Source organism: Variovorax sp. GW823-FHT02B07, from assembly GCF_058797695.1.
Genome location: NZ_JBXAJX010000012.1, coordinates 66349 through 84377, shown reverse-complemented (window position 1 = coordinate 84377; position 18029 = coordinate 66349). Strand labels below are relative to the sequence as shown.

At 69.6% G+C, this 18029-nt stretch carries 14 protein-coding genes; 10 read left to right on the top strand and 4 right to left on the bottom strand.

Annotated features, from left to right (window positions below; all coding sequences use genetic code 11):
* Positions 1 to 108 precede the first annotated feature (108 nt).
* From AC1RGU_RS30630 to AC1RGU_RS30620, 3 genes are read right to left on the bottom strand one after another with little or no spacing between them, the layout of a single operon-like run.
* Entirely contained in the window at positions 109 to 1203 is a 1095-nt protein-coding gene (locus tag AC1RGU_RS30630) for a M14 family metallopeptidase (protein WP_492700246.1), read from the bottom strand.
* Entirely contained in the window at positions 1200 to 2402 is a 1203-nt protein-coding gene (locus AC1RGU_RS30625) for a M20 aminoacylase family protein (RefSeq protein ID WP_492700244.1), read from the bottom strand. The genes AC1RGU_RS30630 and AC1RGU_RS30625 overlap by 4 nt, the downstream gene beginning before the upstream one ends.
* 55 nt (positions 2403 to 2457) lie before the next feature.
* Positions 2458 to 3651 carry a glycerophosphodiester phosphodiesterase gene (locus AC1RGU_RS30620; RefSeq protein WP_492700242.1) on the bottom strand — a complete coding sequence of 398 codons (1194 nt, stop codon included), beginning with the start codon at positions 3649 to 3651 and terminating at the stop codon, positions 2458 to 2460.
* A gap of 110 nt (positions 3652 to 3761) precedes the next feature.
* On the opposite strand from AC1RGU_RS30620, the gene argE reads away from it, so the two are divergent.
* From argE to AC1RGU_RS30570, 10 genes are all read left to right on the top strand, one after another.
* Positions 3762 to 4928, top strand: coding sequence for an acetylornithine deacetylase (gene argE / locus AC1RGU_RS30615; RefSeq protein WP_095950723.1), 1167 nt, complete (start codon positions 3762 to 3764; stop codon positions 4926 to 4928).
* Positions 4929 to 4956: 28 nt separating this feature from the next.
* Entirely contained in the window at positions 4957 to 6180 is a 1224-nt protein-coding gene (locus AC1RGU_RS30610; protein ID WP_492700240.1) for a DUF445 domain-containing protein, read from the top strand.
* Positions 6181 to 6319: 139 nt separating this feature from the next.
* Positions 6320 to 7978 carry a Vgb family protein gene (locus AC1RGU_RS30605; protein WP_492700238.1) on the top strand — a complete coding sequence of 553 codons (1659 nt, stop codon included), beginning with the start codon at positions 6320 to 6322 and terminating at the stop codon, positions 7976 to 7978.
* 118 nt (positions 7979 to 8096) lie between these two features.
* Positions 8097 to 8873: an MHYT domain-containing protein gene (locus tag AC1RGU_RS30600; protein ID WP_062472795.1), complete on the top strand. Its 777-nt coding sequence runs from the start codon at positions 8097 to 8099 to the stop codon at positions 8871 to 8873.
* Positions 8874 to 8946: 73 nt separating this feature from the next.
* Positions 8947 to 10557, top strand: a complete 1611-nt coding sequence (locus AC1RGU_RS30595; RefSeq protein ID WP_159273536.1) for an acyl-CoA carboxylase subunit beta — start codon at positions 8947 to 8949, stop codon at positions 10555 to 10557.
* A complete protein-coding gene (locus AC1RGU_RS30590) occupies positions 10554 to 12503 on the top strand; it encodes an acetyl/propionyl/methylcrotonyl-CoA carboxylase subunit alpha (RefSeq protein ID WP_492700236.1) in 1950 nt (649 codons plus the stop codon). Before AC1RGU_RS30595 ends, AC1RGU_RS30590 begins: the two co-directional genes overlap by 4 nt.
* Positions 12504 to 12534: 31 nt before the next feature.
* A complete protein-coding gene (locus tag AC1RGU_RS30585; RefSeq protein WP_095743244.1) occupies positions 12535 to 13431 on the top strand; it encodes an SDR family oxidoreductase in 897 nt (298 codons plus the stop codon).
* Positions 13432 to 13455: 24 nt separating this feature from the next.
* Complete coding sequence (locus AC1RGU_RS30580) at positions 13456 to 14616, top strand: acyl-CoA dehydrogenase family protein (protein WP_095747399.1); 1161 nt, start codon at positions 13456 to 13458, stop codon at positions 14614 to 14616.
* 5 nt (positions 14617 to 14621) lie between these two features.
* Positions 14622 to 15788 carry an acyl-CoA dehydrogenase family protein gene (locus AC1RGU_RS30575; RefSeq protein WP_492700233.1) on the top strand — a complete coding sequence of 389 codons (1167 nt, stop codon included), beginning with the start codon at positions 14622 to 14624 and terminating at the stop codon, positions 15786 to 15788.
* Positions 15789 to 15883: 95 nt separating this feature from the next.
* Entirely contained in the window at positions 15884 to 16645 is a 762-nt protein-coding gene (locus AC1RGU_RS30570) for a slipin family protein (RefSeq protein WP_492700231.1), read from the top strand.
* A 77-nt stretch (positions 16646 to 16722) separates the two neighbouring features.
* On the opposite strand, the gene AC1RGU_RS30565 is transcribed toward AC1RGU_RS30570, so the two are convergent.
* Entirely contained in the window at positions 16723 to 18000 is a 1278-nt protein-coding gene (locus AC1RGU_RS30565; RefSeq protein ID WP_492700229.1) for a DEAD/DEAH box helicase, read from the bottom strand.
* Between the last annotated feature and the right edge of the window lie 29 nt (positions 18001 to 18029).

Here is an 18029-nt window from a genome sequence, read left to right as displayed (position 1 = left end):
CTTGCGCAGCGAAATCAAGGAGGAGGGGCGAAGCCCCGGGGGACATTCGCGGAGCAAGGTACCGCGTCGGCGGGAGCACGCCAGAGCGCGCGCCCGGGCCGTTCAGGTTCAGCTACTCAGCCCGTCCACCGCCTGGAACATCGCCTGCCGCGCCTGGCTCACGATCTGGCCGCGCCAGGCGTCGGAGTCCGTGTAGAACGCCTCCACCATGCGCGCGCGGATGCCATCGGCCAGGTCGGCGGGTGCGTCCGGGTGCTTGTGCAGCCAGTGGTCCGCGCGCAGGGCGCCGGTCACCTCGAGCATCGGCAGCGTGCCGTATTCGAGCGCGATGCCGGTGTACTCGGCCTGCGGGCACTCTTCGTACACGGCGTCCCACATCAGCCCGCGCAGCAGCGCGGAGGTCGAGGAGCCGTCGTAGATCGAGGTGACGGGCGCCGCCGGCGTGCCCCACCAGGCGTTGGCGCGGGCGTAGGCCACCTTGTCGTCGCGGCAGGCAAAGATGCGTTCGCCCAGGCCGTTGGGACCGAGCCCCGTGTGCAGGTCGATCCAGGCCAGGCGCTTCGCGCTGCCTGCATGGCGGCGCAGCACGCTGCGAATGGTCTTGTTGCTCCAGGTCGGGGCCTTGCCGCCGAAGAAGAGGCCGTCGTCGAACTGGTACTGGCCACTGGTCACCGCCGCCTGGTAGGCCGTGGCGCCATGCTTCTCGATCCACTTCTCGATCGCGGCCTGGTTGTCCGGCGTCGGCGGCCAGGTGTCGGGCAGCAGCAGCGGATGCAGCTTCGCGTAGGGCTCGTTCACCGGCACGGGCTTCGAGAAGTCGAGGAAGTTGCGGTTCAGGTCGACGTTCTCGTGCGTCACGCGGCGGCCGTACGAAAAGCCGTGCGGGTTCAGCGCATGCACGTACAGCACCGCCACGCCCTGTGCCTTGGCCTTCTCGCGCCATTCGGCGTCGTGCAGCGCGAACACCTGCACGCCGCTGCCGCAGTGGCCTTCGACGCCGTGGCAGGCGCTGGTGACGACCAGCAGCCGCTCGGCGTTGGCGTCGCCGTCGAGCGCCACGTCCATCGACAGCTCTTCGCCGTCGCGGCCCTTGAGCGGGTGCGCATGCGGCTCGACCGTGAGGCCGGCGCTGACGCAGCCCTGCAGGAACTTCTGGCGCGCCTGGGCGTAGCGCGGCGAAAAGGCCTCGCCGATGCCGATCATGGGGCAGTGCCGCCGGGCTGGAGGAACTGCTCGGCGATCTGCACCCAGCAGGTCGCGCCCAGCGGAATGAGGTCGTCGTTGAAGTCGTAGCTGGCGTTGTGCAGCGTGCACGGGCCTTCGCCGTGGTGCATGTCGCGGTGCGCGCCGTCGCCGTTGCCGATGAAGGCGTAGGCGCCGGGCTTGGCCTGCAGCATGAAGGCGAAGTCTTCCGAGGTCATGGCGGCCTCCTGCTTGAGCACGTTCTCGGGGCCGACGATCCCGCCCATCACGCGGCGCGCGAAGTCGGCCTCGGCCTCGGTGTTGATGGTGGGCGGGTAATAGCGCTCGAAGCGGAACTCGCAGGTGGCGTCGTGCGCGGCGCAGATGTGCTCGCTGATCTGCTTCATCTTGGCCTCGATCATGTCGAGCACCTCGAGCGAGAAGGTGCGCACGGTGCCCGACAGCTCGCAGTTGTCGGGGATCACGTTGTTGGTCTCGCCGGCGTGGATGGTGGTGACCGAGATCACCGCCGAATCGGTCGGCTTCATCTTGCGCGTGAGGATGGTCTGGAAGGCCTGCACGATCTCGCAGGCGATCGGCACCGGGTCGATGCCGGTCTGCGGCAGCGCGGCGTGGCCGCCCTTGCCGACCACGTTCACATGGAACTTGTTGCCCGAGGCCATCACCGGGCCGGGGCTCACGGCGAACTGGCCGGCCTTCATGCCGGGCCAGTTGTGCATGCCGAAGACGGCGTCCATGGGGAACTGCTCGAACAGGCCCTCCTTGATCATTTCGCGCGCACCGCCGCCGCCTTCTTCGGCCGGCTGGAAGATCAGGTAGACGGTGCCGTCGAAGTTGCGGTGCTTGGCCAGGTGCTGGGCCGCCGCGAGCAGCATCGCCGTGTGGCCGTCGTGGCCGCAGGCGTGCATCTTGCCGTGGTGCTGGCTGGCGTGGGCGAAGGTGTTGAGCTCGGTGACGGGCAGCGCGTCCATGTCGGCGCGCAGGCCGACGGCGCGGGTGCTGGTGCCGTTCTTGACGATGCCGACCACGCCGGTGGTGCCCAGGCCGCGGTGGATGGGAATGCCCCATTCGGTGAGCTTGCCTGCCACCACGTCGGCGGTGCGGACTTCTTCGAAACAGAGTTCAGGGTGGGCATGAAGGTCACGCCGGACGGCCGCGATGCCGGCCGCCTGCGTGACGAGCGAGTCGATGAGTTTCATAAGACACAGTCTAGGCTTTGCGGAATGCGCCGCAAAGACCGTGCCGGGCAAACCCTCAGCGACCGATGCTCTTCAGGTACTCGGCACGCGCGGCCAGCGCGGTGTCGGTGAAGTCGGTGAACACGCCATCGACGCCGAGCTTGTAATAGACCGCGTATTCGTTCTTGCCGTCCTTGTTGTAGTCGGACGCGAGCCGGCGCGACTCGTTACGGAACGTGAAGGGGTGCACGAACAGGCCCGCCTTGTGGGCATCGGCGATCAGCGTGGTGGGGGCCGTCGAGGTGGCGTCGGCGTCGTTGATCTTGCCGTCCTTGTTGACGTCCACCACCTTGCCGTCGGCGCCCACGGTGCCCTTGACGCTCACGATGTAGCGCTTCCAGGGGCCGATGCCGTCGGCGTAGGTCTTGATCTCGGCCAGCCCGGCGGGCGTGACCATGACGTCGAAGTTGCGCTTGTCGCCGGCCTTGGTCCACTCGTAGGGGCGGTCGACCGGCACGGCGTAGGTCATGGCGCCGGTCTTCATGTCGATGCCGTCGCCGTCGATCAGCTGGATGAGCCGGGTGTTCAGGCCCTTGCTCTTCATGTACTTGAGGCTGCCGGGCTCGAACGACTGCACGTAGATGGGCGCGGTCTTGCTGTTCCAGCCGGCGGCGTTGATGGCGGCGATGACCTTGTCTTCCATGGGCATGCCCAGGTCGCGGAAGTAGGTGGGGTTCTTGGTCTCGGGGTAGATCGCGATGGTGCGGCCGGTTTCCTTCGTCTTGGCCTTGGCGAAATCGATGATCTCCTGGAAGGTCACGACCTTGAACTTGCCGTTGAATTCCTGCGGGCGCTCCGCGTCGGTCGAGATGCCGCCCAGGGTCTTGATCTCGGCCAGCGTGAAGTCGTTGCTGAACCAGCCGGTCTGGGTTTCGCCGTCGACCTGGATGGTCTTCTTGCGCGAGGCAAAACGCGCGTGCTTGGCCACGTCGGTGCTGATCGCCAGGTTGGGGTCGTGGCGGGCGATGAGCACGCCGTCCTTGGTGGAGACCAGGTCCATCTCGATGACGTCGGCGCCCAGCTCGATGGCGCGCGCGTACGACTCCAGCGTCTGTTCCGGCAGGTAGCCCGAGGCGCCGCGGTGGGCAATGACCAGCGGCGGGTTGCCATCCAGCGTGAGCAGCTTGTTCGCCGCCGGGCCGGTGGTGCCGCAGGCGGCCAGGCTCAGGGCGGCCACGGCGGTCAGGGTGATCTGCAGGGACATGCGCATGTTGTCTTCTCCATCCAAACAAAGAAAAAAGAGGAGGCAGGCTACCCGCTGCGCGTGACAACGCCGATACCCATCTGCGCGGGCGTTCAACTTCCCGGACAATCTGTTGCATGCAGCACACGCTTTCTCCCCAGAGCCTCTTGATGGCGCAAACCTTGGTTCGCATGAACACGGTGAGCGCAAACAGCAACCTCGAGCTGATCGACTTCGCCCAGGCGCACCTCGCCGCCCTCGGCGTGAAGAGCCGCATCACCTACAACGCCGAGCGCACCAAGGCGAACCTGTTCGCCACGCTGGGCGAGGGCAAGCCGGCCGGCGTGATCCTCTCGGGCCATACCGACACGGTGCCCTGGGACGGCCAGGCCTGGAGCGTCGACCCGCTGTCGGCCGTGGTGCAGAACGAGCGCCTGTACGGCCGCGGCTCGGCCGACATGAAGAGCTACATCGCGATCGCGCTGGCCAATGCCCAGCGCTTCCTCGAGGGCGACGCGCCCTTCGCCGTGCACTTCGCCTTCACGTATGAAGAAGAGATCGGCTGCTTCGGCGTGCGCGAACTCATTGCCGACATGCGCGACGCCGGCATCAAGCCGCTGGCCTGCATCGTGGGCGAGCCCACCAGCATGGTGCCGGCCATCGCCCACAAGGGCGTGTACCGCTACAAGTGCTGCGTGCGCGGCAAGGAGGCGCATTCGTCGCTCACGCCGAAGTCGGTCAACGCCATCGAGATGGCGGCGCGCGTGATCGGCAAGGTGCGCGACATGGCCGAGGATTTCGAACGCAGCGAGCCGCGCTACGACGGCTTCGACGTGCCCTTCAGCACCGCCAGCGTGGGCCAGTTCCACGGCGGCATCGCCGACAACGTGGTGCCGCGCGACGCCGAGTTCCGCTACGAATTCCGCGACCTGCCCACGGCCGACGCCAAGCGCATGCAGTCCGACGTGCTGGCGTACGCCGCGAGCATCGAGCCCGCCATGAAGAAGGTGGCGCCCGACGCGGGCTTCAAGTTTGAAACGATCTGCGAGATCCCGAGCTTCCTGGGTGCGGCCGGCGACCCGGTCACGCTGCTCGCGCAGCGCCTGGCCAGCGAAGACCGCACCACGCTGGTGGCCTTCGGCACCGAAGCGGGCCTGTTCAAGAACGCCGGCATCCCCACCGTGGTGTGCGGCCCCGGCAGCATCGAGCAGGCGCACCAGCCCGACGAGTTCGTGAGTCTTGAGCAGCTCGCGCGCTGCGAGCTGTTCATGGAGCGCCTCGCGACCTCGCACACCATTGGCTGAAGACCACGGCAGCGGCGCACTGCAACGCATGAAACGCGTCGCGCTCGGCCTGCTGTGCGCGGCGGCGGCGCTGTATGCGCTGGCCAGCGCGCTGCACGGCCAGCACCCGGCCTGGGGCTACGTGGCGGCCTTTGCCGAGGCCGCGATGGTCGGCGCCATTGCCGACTGGTTCGCGGTGGTGGCGCTGTTTCGCCACCCGCTGGGCCTGCCGATCCCGCACACGGCGATCATCCCGAGCAACAAGGACCGCATCGGCGCCAAGCTCGCGGGCTTCATCTGCGACAACTTCCTGAGCACCGCCCAGGTGCTGGCCAAGCTGCGCCAGTTCGATGCGGCGGGGCGCATCGCCGAGTGGCTGGCCCGGCCCGCCAGCGGCGAGCGGCTCGGCGAATGGGGCGTGGCCGCCACGCGCTACGGCCTGGCCGCCTTCGACGACGAACGGGTGCGCGACTTCATGGGCCGCGCCGCCGCGGCCGGCCTGGCCAAGATCGACCTCTCGCGCCTCACCGGCCAGGCGCTCGATGCGCTCACGGCCGGCGGGCGCCACCAGGCGCTGCTCGACGACGTGCTGCAGCAGGTGGCCGAGCTGCTCGACGGCGAGGAGGTGCAGGCGCACATCACCGAGGCCATCGCGCGCGAGATCAAGACGCTGCGCTACGTGGGCCTGGACCAGGTGGCGGCCAAGCTCGCCACGCGCAAGATCGTGGCCGCCATCGCGCGCACGCTGGCCGAGCTGGCGGCCGAGCCCGACCATCCGATGCGCCGGCGCTTCGACCACTTCGTGGACGACTTCGTGGTGCGCCTGAAGCTCGACCCCGAGTTCCAGCAGCGCGGCGAGCAGATCCGCGCCGAGCTCATCGCGCACCCCGCGCTGGGCGACTACCTGCACGGCCTGTGGGGCGAGCTGCTGGGCTGGCTGCACGACGACCTCGGGCGCCCCGACTCGACCATCCGCCAGCGCATCGCGACGATGGCCGGCGCGCTGGGCCAGCGGCTGCAGAACGACGCGGCCATCCGCGCCTGGATCAACGAGCAGCTCGAGGCCGCCGCGCCGGCGGCCATCGAGCGCTACCGCGAGGACATCCGCCGCTACATCGAGGAGCGCGTGGGCGAGTGGAACGCGCACGAGATGACCGACGAGCTCGAGCGCCACATCGGGCGCGACCTGCAGTTCATCCGCATCAACGGCACGCTGGTGGGCGGGCTGGTGGGGCTGCTGATCCACACGGCGACGCAGCTGCTGCGCGGCTGAAAAATCACCGGGTGCTGCGGGTTATCCGCAGCGGACGAAAGTCCGCGTCTTGTCCCGCGAGCGACTGCGCGGCCTCCTCCGGCTCCTAGACTGCGGGCGCACTGCCGCATCCACAACGCCAACCCCAGAGGAGATCGCCATGCCCCGTCGCTCGATCCGCGCAGCCGCGCTGACCGCCGCCCTCGCCCTGCTCGCCGCCTGCAGCACGCTGTCGCCACCGCCCAAGCGCCCCGCCGCGTGGGCGACGCCCGAGGTGCTCGTGGCCCCGTCGTCCTTCGCGGGCGTGCACGGCCTGGCCATCGATGCGAAGGGCCGGCTGCTGGCGGGCTCCGTGCTCGGCAACACGCTGTGGGAGGTCGACCGCCAGACCGGCGCCGCCAAAGTGCTGGTCGATGCGCCCGAGGGTCAGGCCGACGACATCGCGGTCGGCCCGAAGGGCGAGCTGGCGTGGACCAACTACCTCATGGGCATGCTGCGCTACCGCGAGAACGACAGCGCGCCGCTGCGCGTGCTCGCCAAGGACCTGCCCGGCCTGAACTCGCTCGACTTCGATCGCCGAAACGGCAAGCTCTACGCCTCGCAGGTGTTCCTGGGCGACGCACTGTGGGAAATCGACCGCGAGGGCAAGCAGCCGCCCCGGCTCATCAAGAAGGACATGGGCGGCTTCAACGGCTTCGAGGTCGGGCCCGACGGCCTGCTCTACGGCCCGCTGTGGTTCAAGGGCCAGGTCGTGAAGATCGACCCGGCGAACGGCAATCTGACCGTGATCGCCGACGGCTTCAAGATCCCCGCCGCCGCCAACCTCGACGGCAAGGGCAACCTCTGGGTGGTCGACGCGCGCAGCGGCGAACTGGTGAAGGTCGATCTTGCGAGCGGCAAGAAGACCGTCGCCAAGCAGCTGCGCCCGTCGCTCGACAACCTGGCCATCGCTCCGGACGGGACCATCTACGTCTCGAACATGGCCAACAACGAGGTGCAGGCCTTCAACCCCGCCACCGGCGAACTGCGCACGCTCACCAGCGGCAAGGTGGCGGTGCCGGCCGGACTGAAGATCGACGGCAACGACCTGTGGGTGGCCGACGTCTTCGGCTTCCGGCAGGTCGACGTGCGCACCGGCGAGGTGCGCGACGTGTTCCGCATGCAGCGCGACCCCGAGCTCGACTACCCCTTCGCGGTCGGGCTGTCGCCCAAGCTCTTCGCGCTGACCTCGTGGTTCACGGGCTCGGTGCAACTGGTCGACCGACAGACCCTGAAGACGGTCGAAACGATCCACGGCCTGAAGGCGCCGTTCGACGCGTTGCCGATGCCCGACGGCAGCGTGATCTACGCCGAGCTCGCCACCGGCAGCATCACCCGCGCCAGCGGGCCGAAGTTTGCAGAGAAGTCAGTGCTGGCTAGCGGGCTGAACGGCCCGGTGCAACTGGTGGTCGGCCAGGACGGCGCGCTCTACGTGACCGAGGCCGCCGGCAAGCTGCTGCGCATTCCGCTGGACGCCAGCGCCCCGCTGCGCACCGTGGCCGACGGGCTGGCGCTGCCCGAGGGCCTGGCCCAGACGCCGTGGGGCAGCTTCATCGTGGCCGAGAGCGCGGCACGCCGGCTGGTCGAGATCGACCCGGCCACCGGCACCCGCCGCACCGTCGCCGAGAACCTGCCCATTGGCCTGGCCGCCGGGCCCGGCCTGCCGCCGCCCTACGTGGTGACGGGCGTGGCCGTGGGCCGCGACGGCACGGTCTACGTGGCGGCCGACAGGAACAATTCGATCTATCGAATTCGGCCTGTCATTCAGGGTAACAATTAGTACAAGTTTCTGTTTACTTTTATAAACACATATTACAAACTGGTCGGGACGCGTCGCAGCGTTCCGATCGCATAGGGCAGTCGGGGTCTGCGAAGCGCTCTTTCCGAAGGGACATCGCATGACTCCACTCGTCGTAGGCCAAGTGCTATCGCCCGAATACTCCCTGGGGCTGGTCGCGCTTTCGTTCGTCATTTCCTTCTTCGGCTCGCTGGTGGCCCTGATCTGTGCCGGGCGCATGGTCGGTGCCGACGGCAAACCCAACCTGGCCATCGTGGCCTGCGCCGCGGTGGCGCTGGGGGGCATCGGCATCTGGTCGATGCACTTCATCGGCATGCTGGCCTACCGGCTGCCCTTCGGCATCGCCTACAACATGCCGCTGACCATCGTGTCGCTGGTGGCGGCCATCCTGATCTCGGGCATTGCGCTGTACCTGGCGGGCGGGCGCGCCAAGTTCAGCCGCTCGGGCTGGCTGGCGGGCAGCCTGCTGGCGGGCCTGGGCGTGTGCGTGATGCACTACATGGGCATGTTCGCGATGAACATGCGGGCCACGATGAGCTTCGACTTCAGCATGGTCGCGCTGTCGGTGGTCATCGCCATCACGGCCGCCGCCGCCGCGCTGTGGCTGGCCTTCAACCTGCGCAAGCTGAGCCACCAGGTGGCCGCCGCCGCCGTGATGGGCGTGGCGGTGTGCACCATGCACTACGTGGGCATGAGCGCGGCCAGCATGATCTGCACGGCAGCCGCCCCGGTCGACGCGCTCTCGCTGGGCGGCAGCTACATGGGCCTCACGGTGTTCGGCACGGCCGGCGCGGTGCTGATCTTCATCTACTGGGTGGTCACGGGCAGCAGCCTGGACGCCGCCCCCGCCGCACAACGGCGCGTGCGCCCCAGCTAGTTGGCGCAAGCGGGCCGGGGGCCCGCCTCCTAAAGTCTGTGCGAAACGACACGCGCGCACCGCACAGACCCCCATGCCCTTCCTCGAATCCCGGCTTCACACCGCCGGAGACGCCTACCAGGCCAACCGCGCCAGCATGCTCTCGCTGCTGGACCAGGTCCGGTCCCATGAAGCCCGCGCCGTGGCCGCCTCCAGCGCCTCGGCCGAGCGCTTCGCCAGGCGCGGCCAGCTGCTGCCGCGCGAACGCCTCGCGCTGCTGCTGGACACCGGCGCGCCTTTCCTGCCGCTGGCCACGCTCGCAGGCCTGGGCCAGGACAACCCCGACCTTTCGAAAAGCGTGCCCGGCGGCGGCCTGATCGCCGGCATCGGGCGCGTGGCGGGCGTGCGCTGCATGATCAGCGCCTCCGACTCCGGCATCGACGCCGGCGCGCTGCAGCCCATGGGCCTGGACAAGCAGCTGCGCCTGCACGAGATCGCGCTGGAGAACAAGCTGCCCTTCATCCAGCTGGTGGAAAGCGCGGGCGCCAACCTCATGCAGTACCGCGTGCAGGACTTCGTGCGCGGCGGCAACATCTTCCGCAACCTCGCGCGGCTCTCGGCCGCGGGCCTGCCGGTGGTGACGGTGACGCACGGCTCGTCGACCGCGGGCGGCGCCTACCAGACGGGCCTGTCGGACTACATCGTGATGGTGCGCGACCGCACCCGGGCCTTCCTGGCCGGGCCGCCGCTCTTGAAGGCCGCCACCGGCGAGATCGCCACCGAGGAAGAACTGGGCGGCGCCGTCATGCACACCCACATCTCGGGCCTGGGCGACTACCTGGCCGAGGACGACCGCGACGCGCTGCGCATCGCGCGCGCCATCCTCGGCGGCATCGACTGGGCACGCGACGAGGCGCCGCGCACCTTCGCGCCGCCGCGCCACGACGCCGAGGAGCTGATGGGCCTCATGCCCACCGACGGCCGCCGGCCGGTGGACATGCGCGAGGTCATCGCGCGCATCGCCGACGGCTCGGAGTTCCTGGCCTTCAGCGAGCACTACGGCAGCGCCACGGTCTGCGGCCACATCCGGCTCGAAGGCCACGCGGTGGGCATCATCACCAACAACGGCCCGATCGACTCCGACGGCGCCACCAAGGCCACGCACTTCATCCAGGCCTGCTGCCAGTCGCGCACGCCCATCGTCTACCTGCAGAACATCACGGGCTACATGGTGGGCCGCGCGCACGAGGAGGCCGGCATCATCAAGCACGGCGCCAAGATGATCCAGGCCGTGACCAGCGCCAACGTGCCGCAGATCACGCTGCACTGCGGCGCCTCGTACGGCGCGGGCAACTACGGCATGTGCGGTCGCGGCTTTGCGCCGCGCTTCTGCTTCAGCTGGCCCAACGCACGCACCGCCGTGATGGGCGGCGAGCAGGCCGCGCAGACCATGGCCATCGTCATGGAGGCCGGCATGGCGCGCAAGGGTGCTGTCGACCGCGAGAAGATCGACGCGATGCAACGCCAGATCGTCGAGCGCTTCGAGCGCCAGATGAGCGTCTTCACCACCAGCGCACTGCTGCTCGACGACGGCGTGATCGACCCGCGCGACACGCGCGCCGTGCTGGCCGAGGCGCTGTCGATCTGCCGCGACGCCGAGGCGCGTGCGCCGCAACCCATGCAGTTTTCGGTGGCACGGCCATGAGCACCTTTCACAAGATCCTGATCGCCAACCGCGGCGAGATCGCCGTGCGCGTGATGCGCACCGCCCGCGCCATGGGCTACCGCACGGTCGCCGTGTACTCGCGTGCCGATGCAGACGCCGAGCACGTGCGCCAGGCCGACGAGTCCGTGTGCATCGGCGAGCCGCTGCCCGCGCAGAGCTACCTGAACATCGACGCGATCATTGCCGCGGCCCGCGCCAGCGGCGCCGACGCGGTGCACCCGGGCTACGGCTTCCTTGCCGAGAACGCGGCCTTCGCGCAGGCCTGCCGCGACGCGGGGCTGGTCTTCATCGGCCCTTCGCCCGAGGCCATCGTCGCGATGGGCGACAAGGCCGGCGCCAAGCGGCTCATGCAGGCGGCCGGCGTGCCGTGCATTCCCGGCTACCAGGGCGAGGATCAAAGCACCGCCACGCTGGCCGCCGAGGCCGAACGCATCGGCTGGCCCGTGATGATCAAGGCCACGGCCGGCGGCGGCGGGCGCGGCATGCGGCTCGTGGCCTCGGCCGGCGCCTTTGCCGAGCAATTGCAGAGCGCGCAGTCCGAGGCGCTGCACGCCTTCGGCGACGCCACCGTGATCCTGGAGCGCGCCATCGTCGCGCCGCGCCACATCGAGATCCAGGTGTTCGCCGACCGCCACGGCCACGCGATCCACCTCGGCGAGCGCGACTGCTCGGTGCAGCGGCGCCACCAGAAGGTGATCGAGGAGGCGCCCTCGCCGGCCGTCGATGCCGCGCTGCGCGCGCGCATGGGCGCCACCGCCGTGGCCGCCGCGAAGGCCATCGCCTACGAGGGCGCGGGCACGCTGGAGTTCCTGCTCGACGCGCAGGGCCAGTACTGGTTCATGGAAATGAACACGCGGCTGCAGGTGGAGCACCCCGTGACCGAAGCGGTGACGGGGCTGGACCTGGTCGAACTGCAGCTGCGCGTGGCCGCCGGCGAGCCGCTGCCGCTCGCGCAGGACGACGTGCGCATCACCGGCTGCGCGATCGAAGTGCGCCTGTGCGCCGAAGACCCGCAGCAGGGATTCCTCCCGCAAAGCGGCACGCTGAGCGCATGGCGCACGTCACCGGCTCTGCGCACCGAGCACGCGCTGCGCGACGGCGCCGAAGTGCCTCCCTTCTACGACTCGATGATCGCCAAGCTCATCGCGTCGGGCCGCACGCGCGACGAGGCGCGGCAGCGGCTGCTGGCGGGCCTGCGCGACACGGTGGCGCTCGGCCTGCCGACCAACCAGGCACTGCTGCAGCGCGCGCTCGCGCACCCCGTGTTCGCGGGCGGCGAAGCGACCACCGCCTTCATCGGCGACCACCTCGACGCGCTGCTGGCCGCCGACACCGCGAGCGACACGCGCGCCGCCCTGCTCGCGGCCCTTCTGCTGCAGACCGGCGCGCGCGGCTGGCCTTCGCCGCTGGCGCACACGCTGCCCAATGCCTTGCGTTTTGCGCTCGACGGTGCCGTGCACACGGCGCGCGTGACGCCGCGCGGCGCGGCGCGCTTCGAGGTCGTACTGAACGACGCCGCGCCGGCCACGCTCGCGCTGCTGGCGCTGGCGGACGACGGCCTGCTGCGCTTCGCCTGCGACGGCGTGGCCGCGCAGGCGCAGGTCGTGCGGTGCGCCGAACGCGTCGACTTCCACTTCGACGGCCGCGCCCACCGCCTCGACGACCTCACGCACGTGGCCGTTCCGCGCGCCGACGCGGGCGGCGGCGACGGCCTGTTGCGCGCGTCGATGAACGGCCGCGTGGTCGCACTGCTGGCCGCCGAGGGCGACACCGTCGCCGCAGGCCAACCACTGGTCACGCTCGAAGCCATGAAGATGGAACACGTGCACTGCGCACCGCGCGCGGGCCGCGTCGCGGCGCTGCATGTGGCCGTGGGCGTGCAGGTGGCCGCGCGCCACATCGTGGCCGAGATCGTCGAGGCCTGAAGGCCCCTCCCCTTTTTCGAGAACCTGTCGAATGAACGCATCCCACTACCGCTCCGTCTTCGCGCCCGGCCTGTTCGCCGGGCAATGCATCGTCGTCACCGGCGGCGGCTCGGGCATCGGCCGCTGCACCGCGCACGAGCTGGCCTCGCTCGGCGCCCACGTCGTGCTGGTGGGCCGCAAGCCCGAGAAGCTCGACGCGGTGCGCGCCGAGATCGAAGCGGCCGGCGGCAACGCCAGCACGCAGGCCTTCGACATCCGCCAGGAAGACGCCGTGCGCGAGGCCGTGAAGGCCATCGTCGCGGCGCACGGGCGCATCGACGGGCTGGTCAACAACGCAGGCGGCCAGTACATCACGCCGCTGGCCGCCATCTCGGCCAAGGGCTGGGAGGCGGTGATCCACACCAACCTCACGGGCGGCTTCCTGGTGGCGCGCGAGTGCTACCTGCAGAGCATGCAGGCGAACGGCGGCGCCATCGTCAACATCGTGGCCGACATCTGGGGGTCGATGCCGAACATGGGCCACAGCGGCGCCGCGCGCGCCGGCATGGTGAGCTTCACCGAGACCGCCGCCGCCGAATGGGCCGTGAGCGGCGTGCGCGTGAACGCCGTGGCGCCGGGCTACATCGCCTCCAGCGGCATGGACCATTACCCGCCCGAGGCCGGCGACATGCTGCGCGCCATGCGCAAGACCGTGCCGGCCGGCCGCTTCGGCAACGAGGCCGAGACCTCCGCCGCCATCGCCTTCCTGCTGGGCCCGGCCGCCGCCTTCATCAGCGGCACCGTGCTGCGCGTGGACGGCGCGCGCCCGCAGGCACGCATGGGCTGGCCGATGGAACTGCCCGACGCGCAGGCGCAGCAGCGCCCCGCGGTGCGGCCCTACGACGGCTTTCACCTCGCGCAGACACCGCGCGTGTTCCAGGACAAGTAACGAGCGAACGAACGGAGACCAGTGATGCAGTACACCCATGAACACCTCGAGATGCAGAACACCCTGCGCCGGTTCATCGACGAGGAGATCAACCCCCACGTCGACGAATGGGAAGAGGCCGAGATCTTTCCCGCGCACGAGGTCTTCAAGAAGCTCGGCAACCTCGGCCTGCTGGGCCTGAACAAGCCCGAGGCCTTCGGCGGCGCCGGGCTCGACTACTCGTTCGCGATGGCCTTCGCCGAAGGGCTGGGCCACATCAGCTGCGGCGGCGTGCCGATGGCCATCGGCGTGCAGACCGACATGTGCACGCCCGCGCTCGCGCGCTTCGGCAGCGACGAGTTGCGCCGCGAGTTCCTGGTGCCCGCCATCGCGGGCGACACGGTCGGCTGCATCGGCGTGAGCGAGCCCGGCGCGGGCAGCGACGTGGCGGGCCTGAAGACCTATGCGAAGAAGGACGGCGACGACTACCTCATCACCGGCCAGAAGATGTGGATCACCAACAGCCTGCAGGCCGACTGGATGTGCATGCTGGTCAACACCAGCGAAGGCCCGGTGCACCGCAACAAGTCGCTCGTGATGGTGCCGATGAACCTGCCCGGCATCGAGAAGGCCAAGAAGATCCGCAAGATCGGCATGGACTCGAGCGACACCGGCCTCATCTACTTCGACAACGTGCGCGTGCCGCAGCGCTACCGCATCGGCGAGGAAGGCCAGGGCTTCGTCTACCAGATGCAGCAGTTCCAGGAAGAGCGCCTGTGGTGCGCGGCCAGCTCGCTCGCGCCGATGGACGACTGCATCACGCAGACCATCGAATGGGCGCAGCAGCGCCAGATGTTCGGCGCCACGCTGGCCGACCAGCAGTGGGTGCAGTTCAAGCTGGCCGAGCTCAAGACCGAGGTGGAGGCGCTGCGCGCCCTCACCTACCGCGCCTGCGACCTGCACGTGAAGGGCGAGGACGTGCTCGAGCTCGCGTCGATGGCCAAGCTCAAGACCGGCCGCCTCACGCGCCAGGTGGCCGACACCTGCCTGCAGTTCTGGGGCGGCATGGGCTTCACGCTGGAGAACCGCGTGTCGCGCCTGTACCGCGACGGCCGCCTGGGCTCCATCGGCGGCGGCGCCGACGAGGTGATGCTCGGCATCCTCGCCAAGACCATGGGCATCGCCAAGCGCCCGCCGCGCGGCTGAGCGACATGGACGCGGAACTGCAGGCCGACCGTGCGGCGCTCGCCGACACGGTGCGCCGATTCGCCCAGACCGAGATCGCACCGAACGTGCAGGCCTGGGACGAAGCCGGCGAATTCCCGCGCGCGCTGTACGCCCGCGCGGCCGAGCTGGGCCTGCTGGGCCTGGGCTACCCCGAAGCACTCGGCGGCACACCCGCCTCCTATTCATTGAAGCTGCCTGCGTGGGTCGCGCTCGCGCGCCACGGCCAGAGCGGCGGCGTGCTCGCGAGCCTGTTCTCGCACAACATCGGCCTGCCGCCCGTGGTGCTTCATGCCAGCGACGCGGTGCGCCACGAGGTCGTGCCGGGCGTGCTGCGCGGCGAAAAGATCGCCGCGCTCGCGATCACCGAACCCGGCGGCGGCTCCGACGTGGCCGCGGTGCGCACGACGGCCAAGCGCGACGGCGACCACTACGTGCTCAACGGCGAGAAGACCTTCATCACCTCGGGCATGCGCGCCGACTGGATCACCGTGGCCGTGCGTACCGGCGAAGGCCGCGGCGCGGGCGGGCTCTCGATGCTGCTGGTGCCGGGCGGCGCGCCCGGCCTTTCGCGCACGCGGCTCGCGAAGATGGGCTGGCTGTGTTCCGACACCGCGACGCTGCACTTCGACAACGTGCGTGTGCCCGCGCGCTACCTGCTGGGCGAAGAAGGCGGCGGGTTCCGCATGGTCATGGGCAACTTCAACGGCGAGCGCGTCGGGCTCGCGGCCGGCGCGCTGGGCTTCGCGCAGGCCTGCCTCGACGAGGCGCTGGCCTGGTCGCGCGAGCGCAAGACCTTCGGCGCCGCGCTCATCGAACACCAGGCCGTGCGCCACAAGCTGGTCGACATGCAGATGCGCATCGCCTCGACCGAGGCCTGGCTCGAGGCCGTGTCCGCCGAGGGCGACGCCCACGAGGCGGCAGGCCGCATCAACGCGCCCGAGTGGGTGGCGCAGGTCTGCCTGCTCAAGAACCACGCCACGCAGACCATGCAGTTCTGCGCCGACCAGGCGGTGCAGATCCTCGGCGGCATGGGCTTCATGCGTGGCACGGTGAGCGAGCGCGTCTACCGCGAGGTCAAGGTGATGATGATCGGCGGCGGGGCCGAGGAGATCATGAAGGAGCTGGCGGCGCGCCAACTCGGGTGGGTGTAGCGGCAGAGCCGACCTTTCTTCCGGCCCGGCCGGAACGCCGCTGCGCAGCGGGTGTCCAACCGTTCAGCACCTTTGCTGAGTCGCGGGAGATCACCATGCTCTCTTTCACTTATGGCATCGGCGCCGTCGTTCTGGTCCTGCTGGCGGCGCTGCTCTTTTCGGCGGTATGGATCTTCCGGGAGTACGAGCGCGGCATCGTGTTCACCCTGGGGCGCTTCTCGAAGGTGGCAGGGCCCGGACTGGTGTTCGTGATTCCGGCCATCCAGCAGGTGGTGCGCGTCGACCTGCGCACCGTGGTGCTCGAAGTGCCGACGCAGGACGTGATCTCGCGCGACAACGTGTCGGTGAAGGTCAGCGCGGTCGTCTATTTCCGCATCGTCGATGCGGCCAAGGCCATCATCGAGGTCAAGGACTTCTTCAACGCCACCAGCCAGCTGGCCCAGACCACGTTGCGCTCGGTACTCGGCAAGCACCAGCTGGACGACATGCTGGCCGAGCGCGAGAAGCTCAACCTGGATGTGCGCGAATCGCTGGACGTGCAGACGGCGTCATGGGGCATCAAGGTGTCGAACGTCGAGATCAAGCAGATCGACCTCACCGAATCCATGATCCGCGCCATCGCACGGCAGGCCGAGGCGGAACGCGAACGCCGCGCCAAGGTGATCCATGCCGAGGGCGAGCTGCAGGCGTCCGAGAAACTGTTCCAGGCCGCACGCGTGCTGGCGCAGGAGCCGCAGGCCATCCAGTTGCGTTACCTGGAAACGCTCACGGTGATCGGCGCGGACAAGAACACGACGATCGTGTTTCCGCTGCCGGTGGACCTGATCGCGAGTTTGCTCGGCAAGCAGCACGCGTAGCGTGCAACGCACGAAAGCGGAAAGCCATTCGAAGCACCCGCCAGCATCCTTTCATGCCGGCTGACGCCTGACGCGCGTCAGTCCGCGTCTTCCCCACCGCCCGCCTGTGCGGCCAGCGCGGCCGCCGCGCGCAGCTTGTCCTTCTTGCTCGGTCGCGCGCCCTTGATGCCGCCGTTGCCCGAGGTATCGACCAGCACCGGCGCCGCCTCCGTCGGCTCGAAGCCCGCGATGCGCTCGCGCGGCACGCGCAGGCCCTGGCGCTTCTCGATCAGGCGGAAGTGCGCCTCGGTGGTGGGGCTCACGAAGCTGATCGCCAGCCCGCTCGCGCCCGCGCGGCCGGTGCGGCCGATGCGGTGGATGTAGTCGGTGGGCGAACGCGGCAGGTCGTAGTTGATGACCACGGGCAGCTGCGCGATGTCCAGGCCGCGCGCCGCCAGGTCGGTGGCGATCACCACGTCCCAGCGGCTCTGCTTGAACTGCGCCAGGATGTCGCGGCGCGTGCCCTGCGCGATGTCGCCGTGAAAGGGCACGGCGTAGATGCCGTTGCGGTACAGCTTCTCGGCCACGGTCTGCGCGGCGTGCTGCGTGGCGACGAACACCAGCACGCGGTCCCACGTGCCTTCGTTGTCCTTCAGCAGCTGGCGTAGCAGCTGGGTGCGGCGGGCGGCGTCGACCTCGATGGCGCGCTGCACGATGTCGGGCCGGGTGCCGGGCTCGCCCTGCACGTCGACCAGCGCCGGGTCGTGCAGCATGTCGTCGGCCAGCGCCTGGATGGCGATCGGGAAGGTGGCCGAAAAGAGCAGGTTCTGGCGCCGCGCCGGCAGCAGCGCCAGGATGCGCTGCAGCTCCTCGGCAAAGCCCAGGTCGAACAGGCGGTCGGCCTCGTCGAGCACGAGCGTCGACACGGCGTCGAGCGTGAGCGCGTTGTGTTCGAACAGGTCGAGCAGCCGGCCGGGCGTGGCGACCACGATGTCGGCGCCGCCGCGCAGCCGCATCATCTGCGGGTTGATCGAGACGCCGCCGACCGCGACGACGATCTTCAGGCGCTCGGGCAGATGCCGTGCGAAGTCTTCCAGCGTCTCGCCCACCTGGGCCGCGAGTTCGCGCGTGGGCACGAGCACCAGCGCGCGCAGGCGGCGCGACGCCGACGAGGCAGGCTCGGCGGCCAGGCGCTGCAGCAGCGGCAGGGAAAATGCGGCCGTCTTGCCGGAGCCGGTCTGTGCCGAGCCCCGCAGGTCGCGGCCCTGCAAAATGGCAGGGATGGCCGCCGCCTGGATGGCGGTCGGCGCGGCAAAGCCGCTCGCGGCGGCCGCTTGCGCGAGCGCGGGGGTCAGGCCCAGGGTATCGAATGGCATGGAACGGGCACCGGGAAAAAGAGAGAGAT

Excerpts from the sequence above, each read along its gene's own strand:
- AC1RGU_RS30620 (WP_492700242.1), bottom strand. The coding sequence starts at position 3,651 with ATGCGCATGTCCCTGCAGATCACCCTGACCGCCGTGGCCGCCCTGAGC.
- AC1RGU_RS30610 (WP_492700240.1), top strand. The coding sequence starts at position 4,957 with ATGAAACGCGTCGCGCTCGGCCTGCTGTGCGCGGCGGCGGCGCTGTAT.
- AC1RGU_RS30630 (WP_492700246.1), bottom strand. The coding sequence starts at position 1,203 with ATGATCGGCATCGGCGAGGCCTTTTCGCCGCGCTACGCCCAGGCGCGC.
- AC1RGU_RS30625 (WP_492700244.1), bottom strand. The coding sequence starts at position 2,402 with ATGAAACTCATCGACTCGCTCGTCACGCAGGCGGCCGGCATCGCGGCC.
- AC1RGU_RS30580 (WP_095747399.1), top strand. The coding sequence starts at position 13,456 with ATGCAGTACACCCATGAACACCTCGAGATGCAGAACACCCTGCGCCGG.
- AC1RGU_RS30590 (WP_492700236.1), top strand. The coding sequence starts at position 10,554 with ATGAGCACCTTTCACAAGATCCTGATCGCCAACCGCGGCGAGATCGCC.
- AC1RGU_RS30575 (WP_492700233.1), top strand. The coding sequence starts at position 14,622 with ATGGACGCGGAACTGCAGGCCGACCGTGCGGCGCTCGCCGACACGGTG.
- AC1RGU_RS30585 (WP_095743244.1), top strand. The coding sequence starts at position 12,535 with ATGAACGCATCCCACTACCGCTCCGTCTTCGCGCCCGGCCTGTTCGCC.
- AC1RGU_RS30605 (WP_492700238.1), top strand. The coding sequence starts at position 6,320 with ATGCCCCGTCGCTCGATCCGCGCAGCCGCGCTGACCGCCGCCCTCGCC.
- AC1RGU_RS30600 (WP_062472795.1), top strand. The coding sequence starts at position 8,097 with ATGACTCCACTCGTCGTAGGCCAAGTGCTATCGCCCGAATACTCCCTG.
- AC1RGU_RS30595 (WP_159273536.1), top strand. The coding sequence starts at position 8,947 with ATGCCCTTCCTCGAATCCCGGCTTCACACCGCCGGAGACGCCTACCAG.
- argE (WP_095950723.1), top strand. The coding sequence starts at position 3,762 with ATGCAGCACACGCTTTCTCCCCAGAGCCTCTTGATGGCGCAAACCTTG.
- AC1RGU_RS30570 (WP_492700231.1), top strand. The coding sequence starts at position 15,884 with ATGCTCTCTTTCACTTATGGCATCGGCGCCGTCGTTCTGGTCCTGCTG.
- AC1RGU_RS30565 (WP_492700229.1), bottom strand. The coding sequence starts at position 18,000 with ATGCCATTCGATACCCTGGGCCTGACCCCCGCGCTCGCGCAAGCGGCC.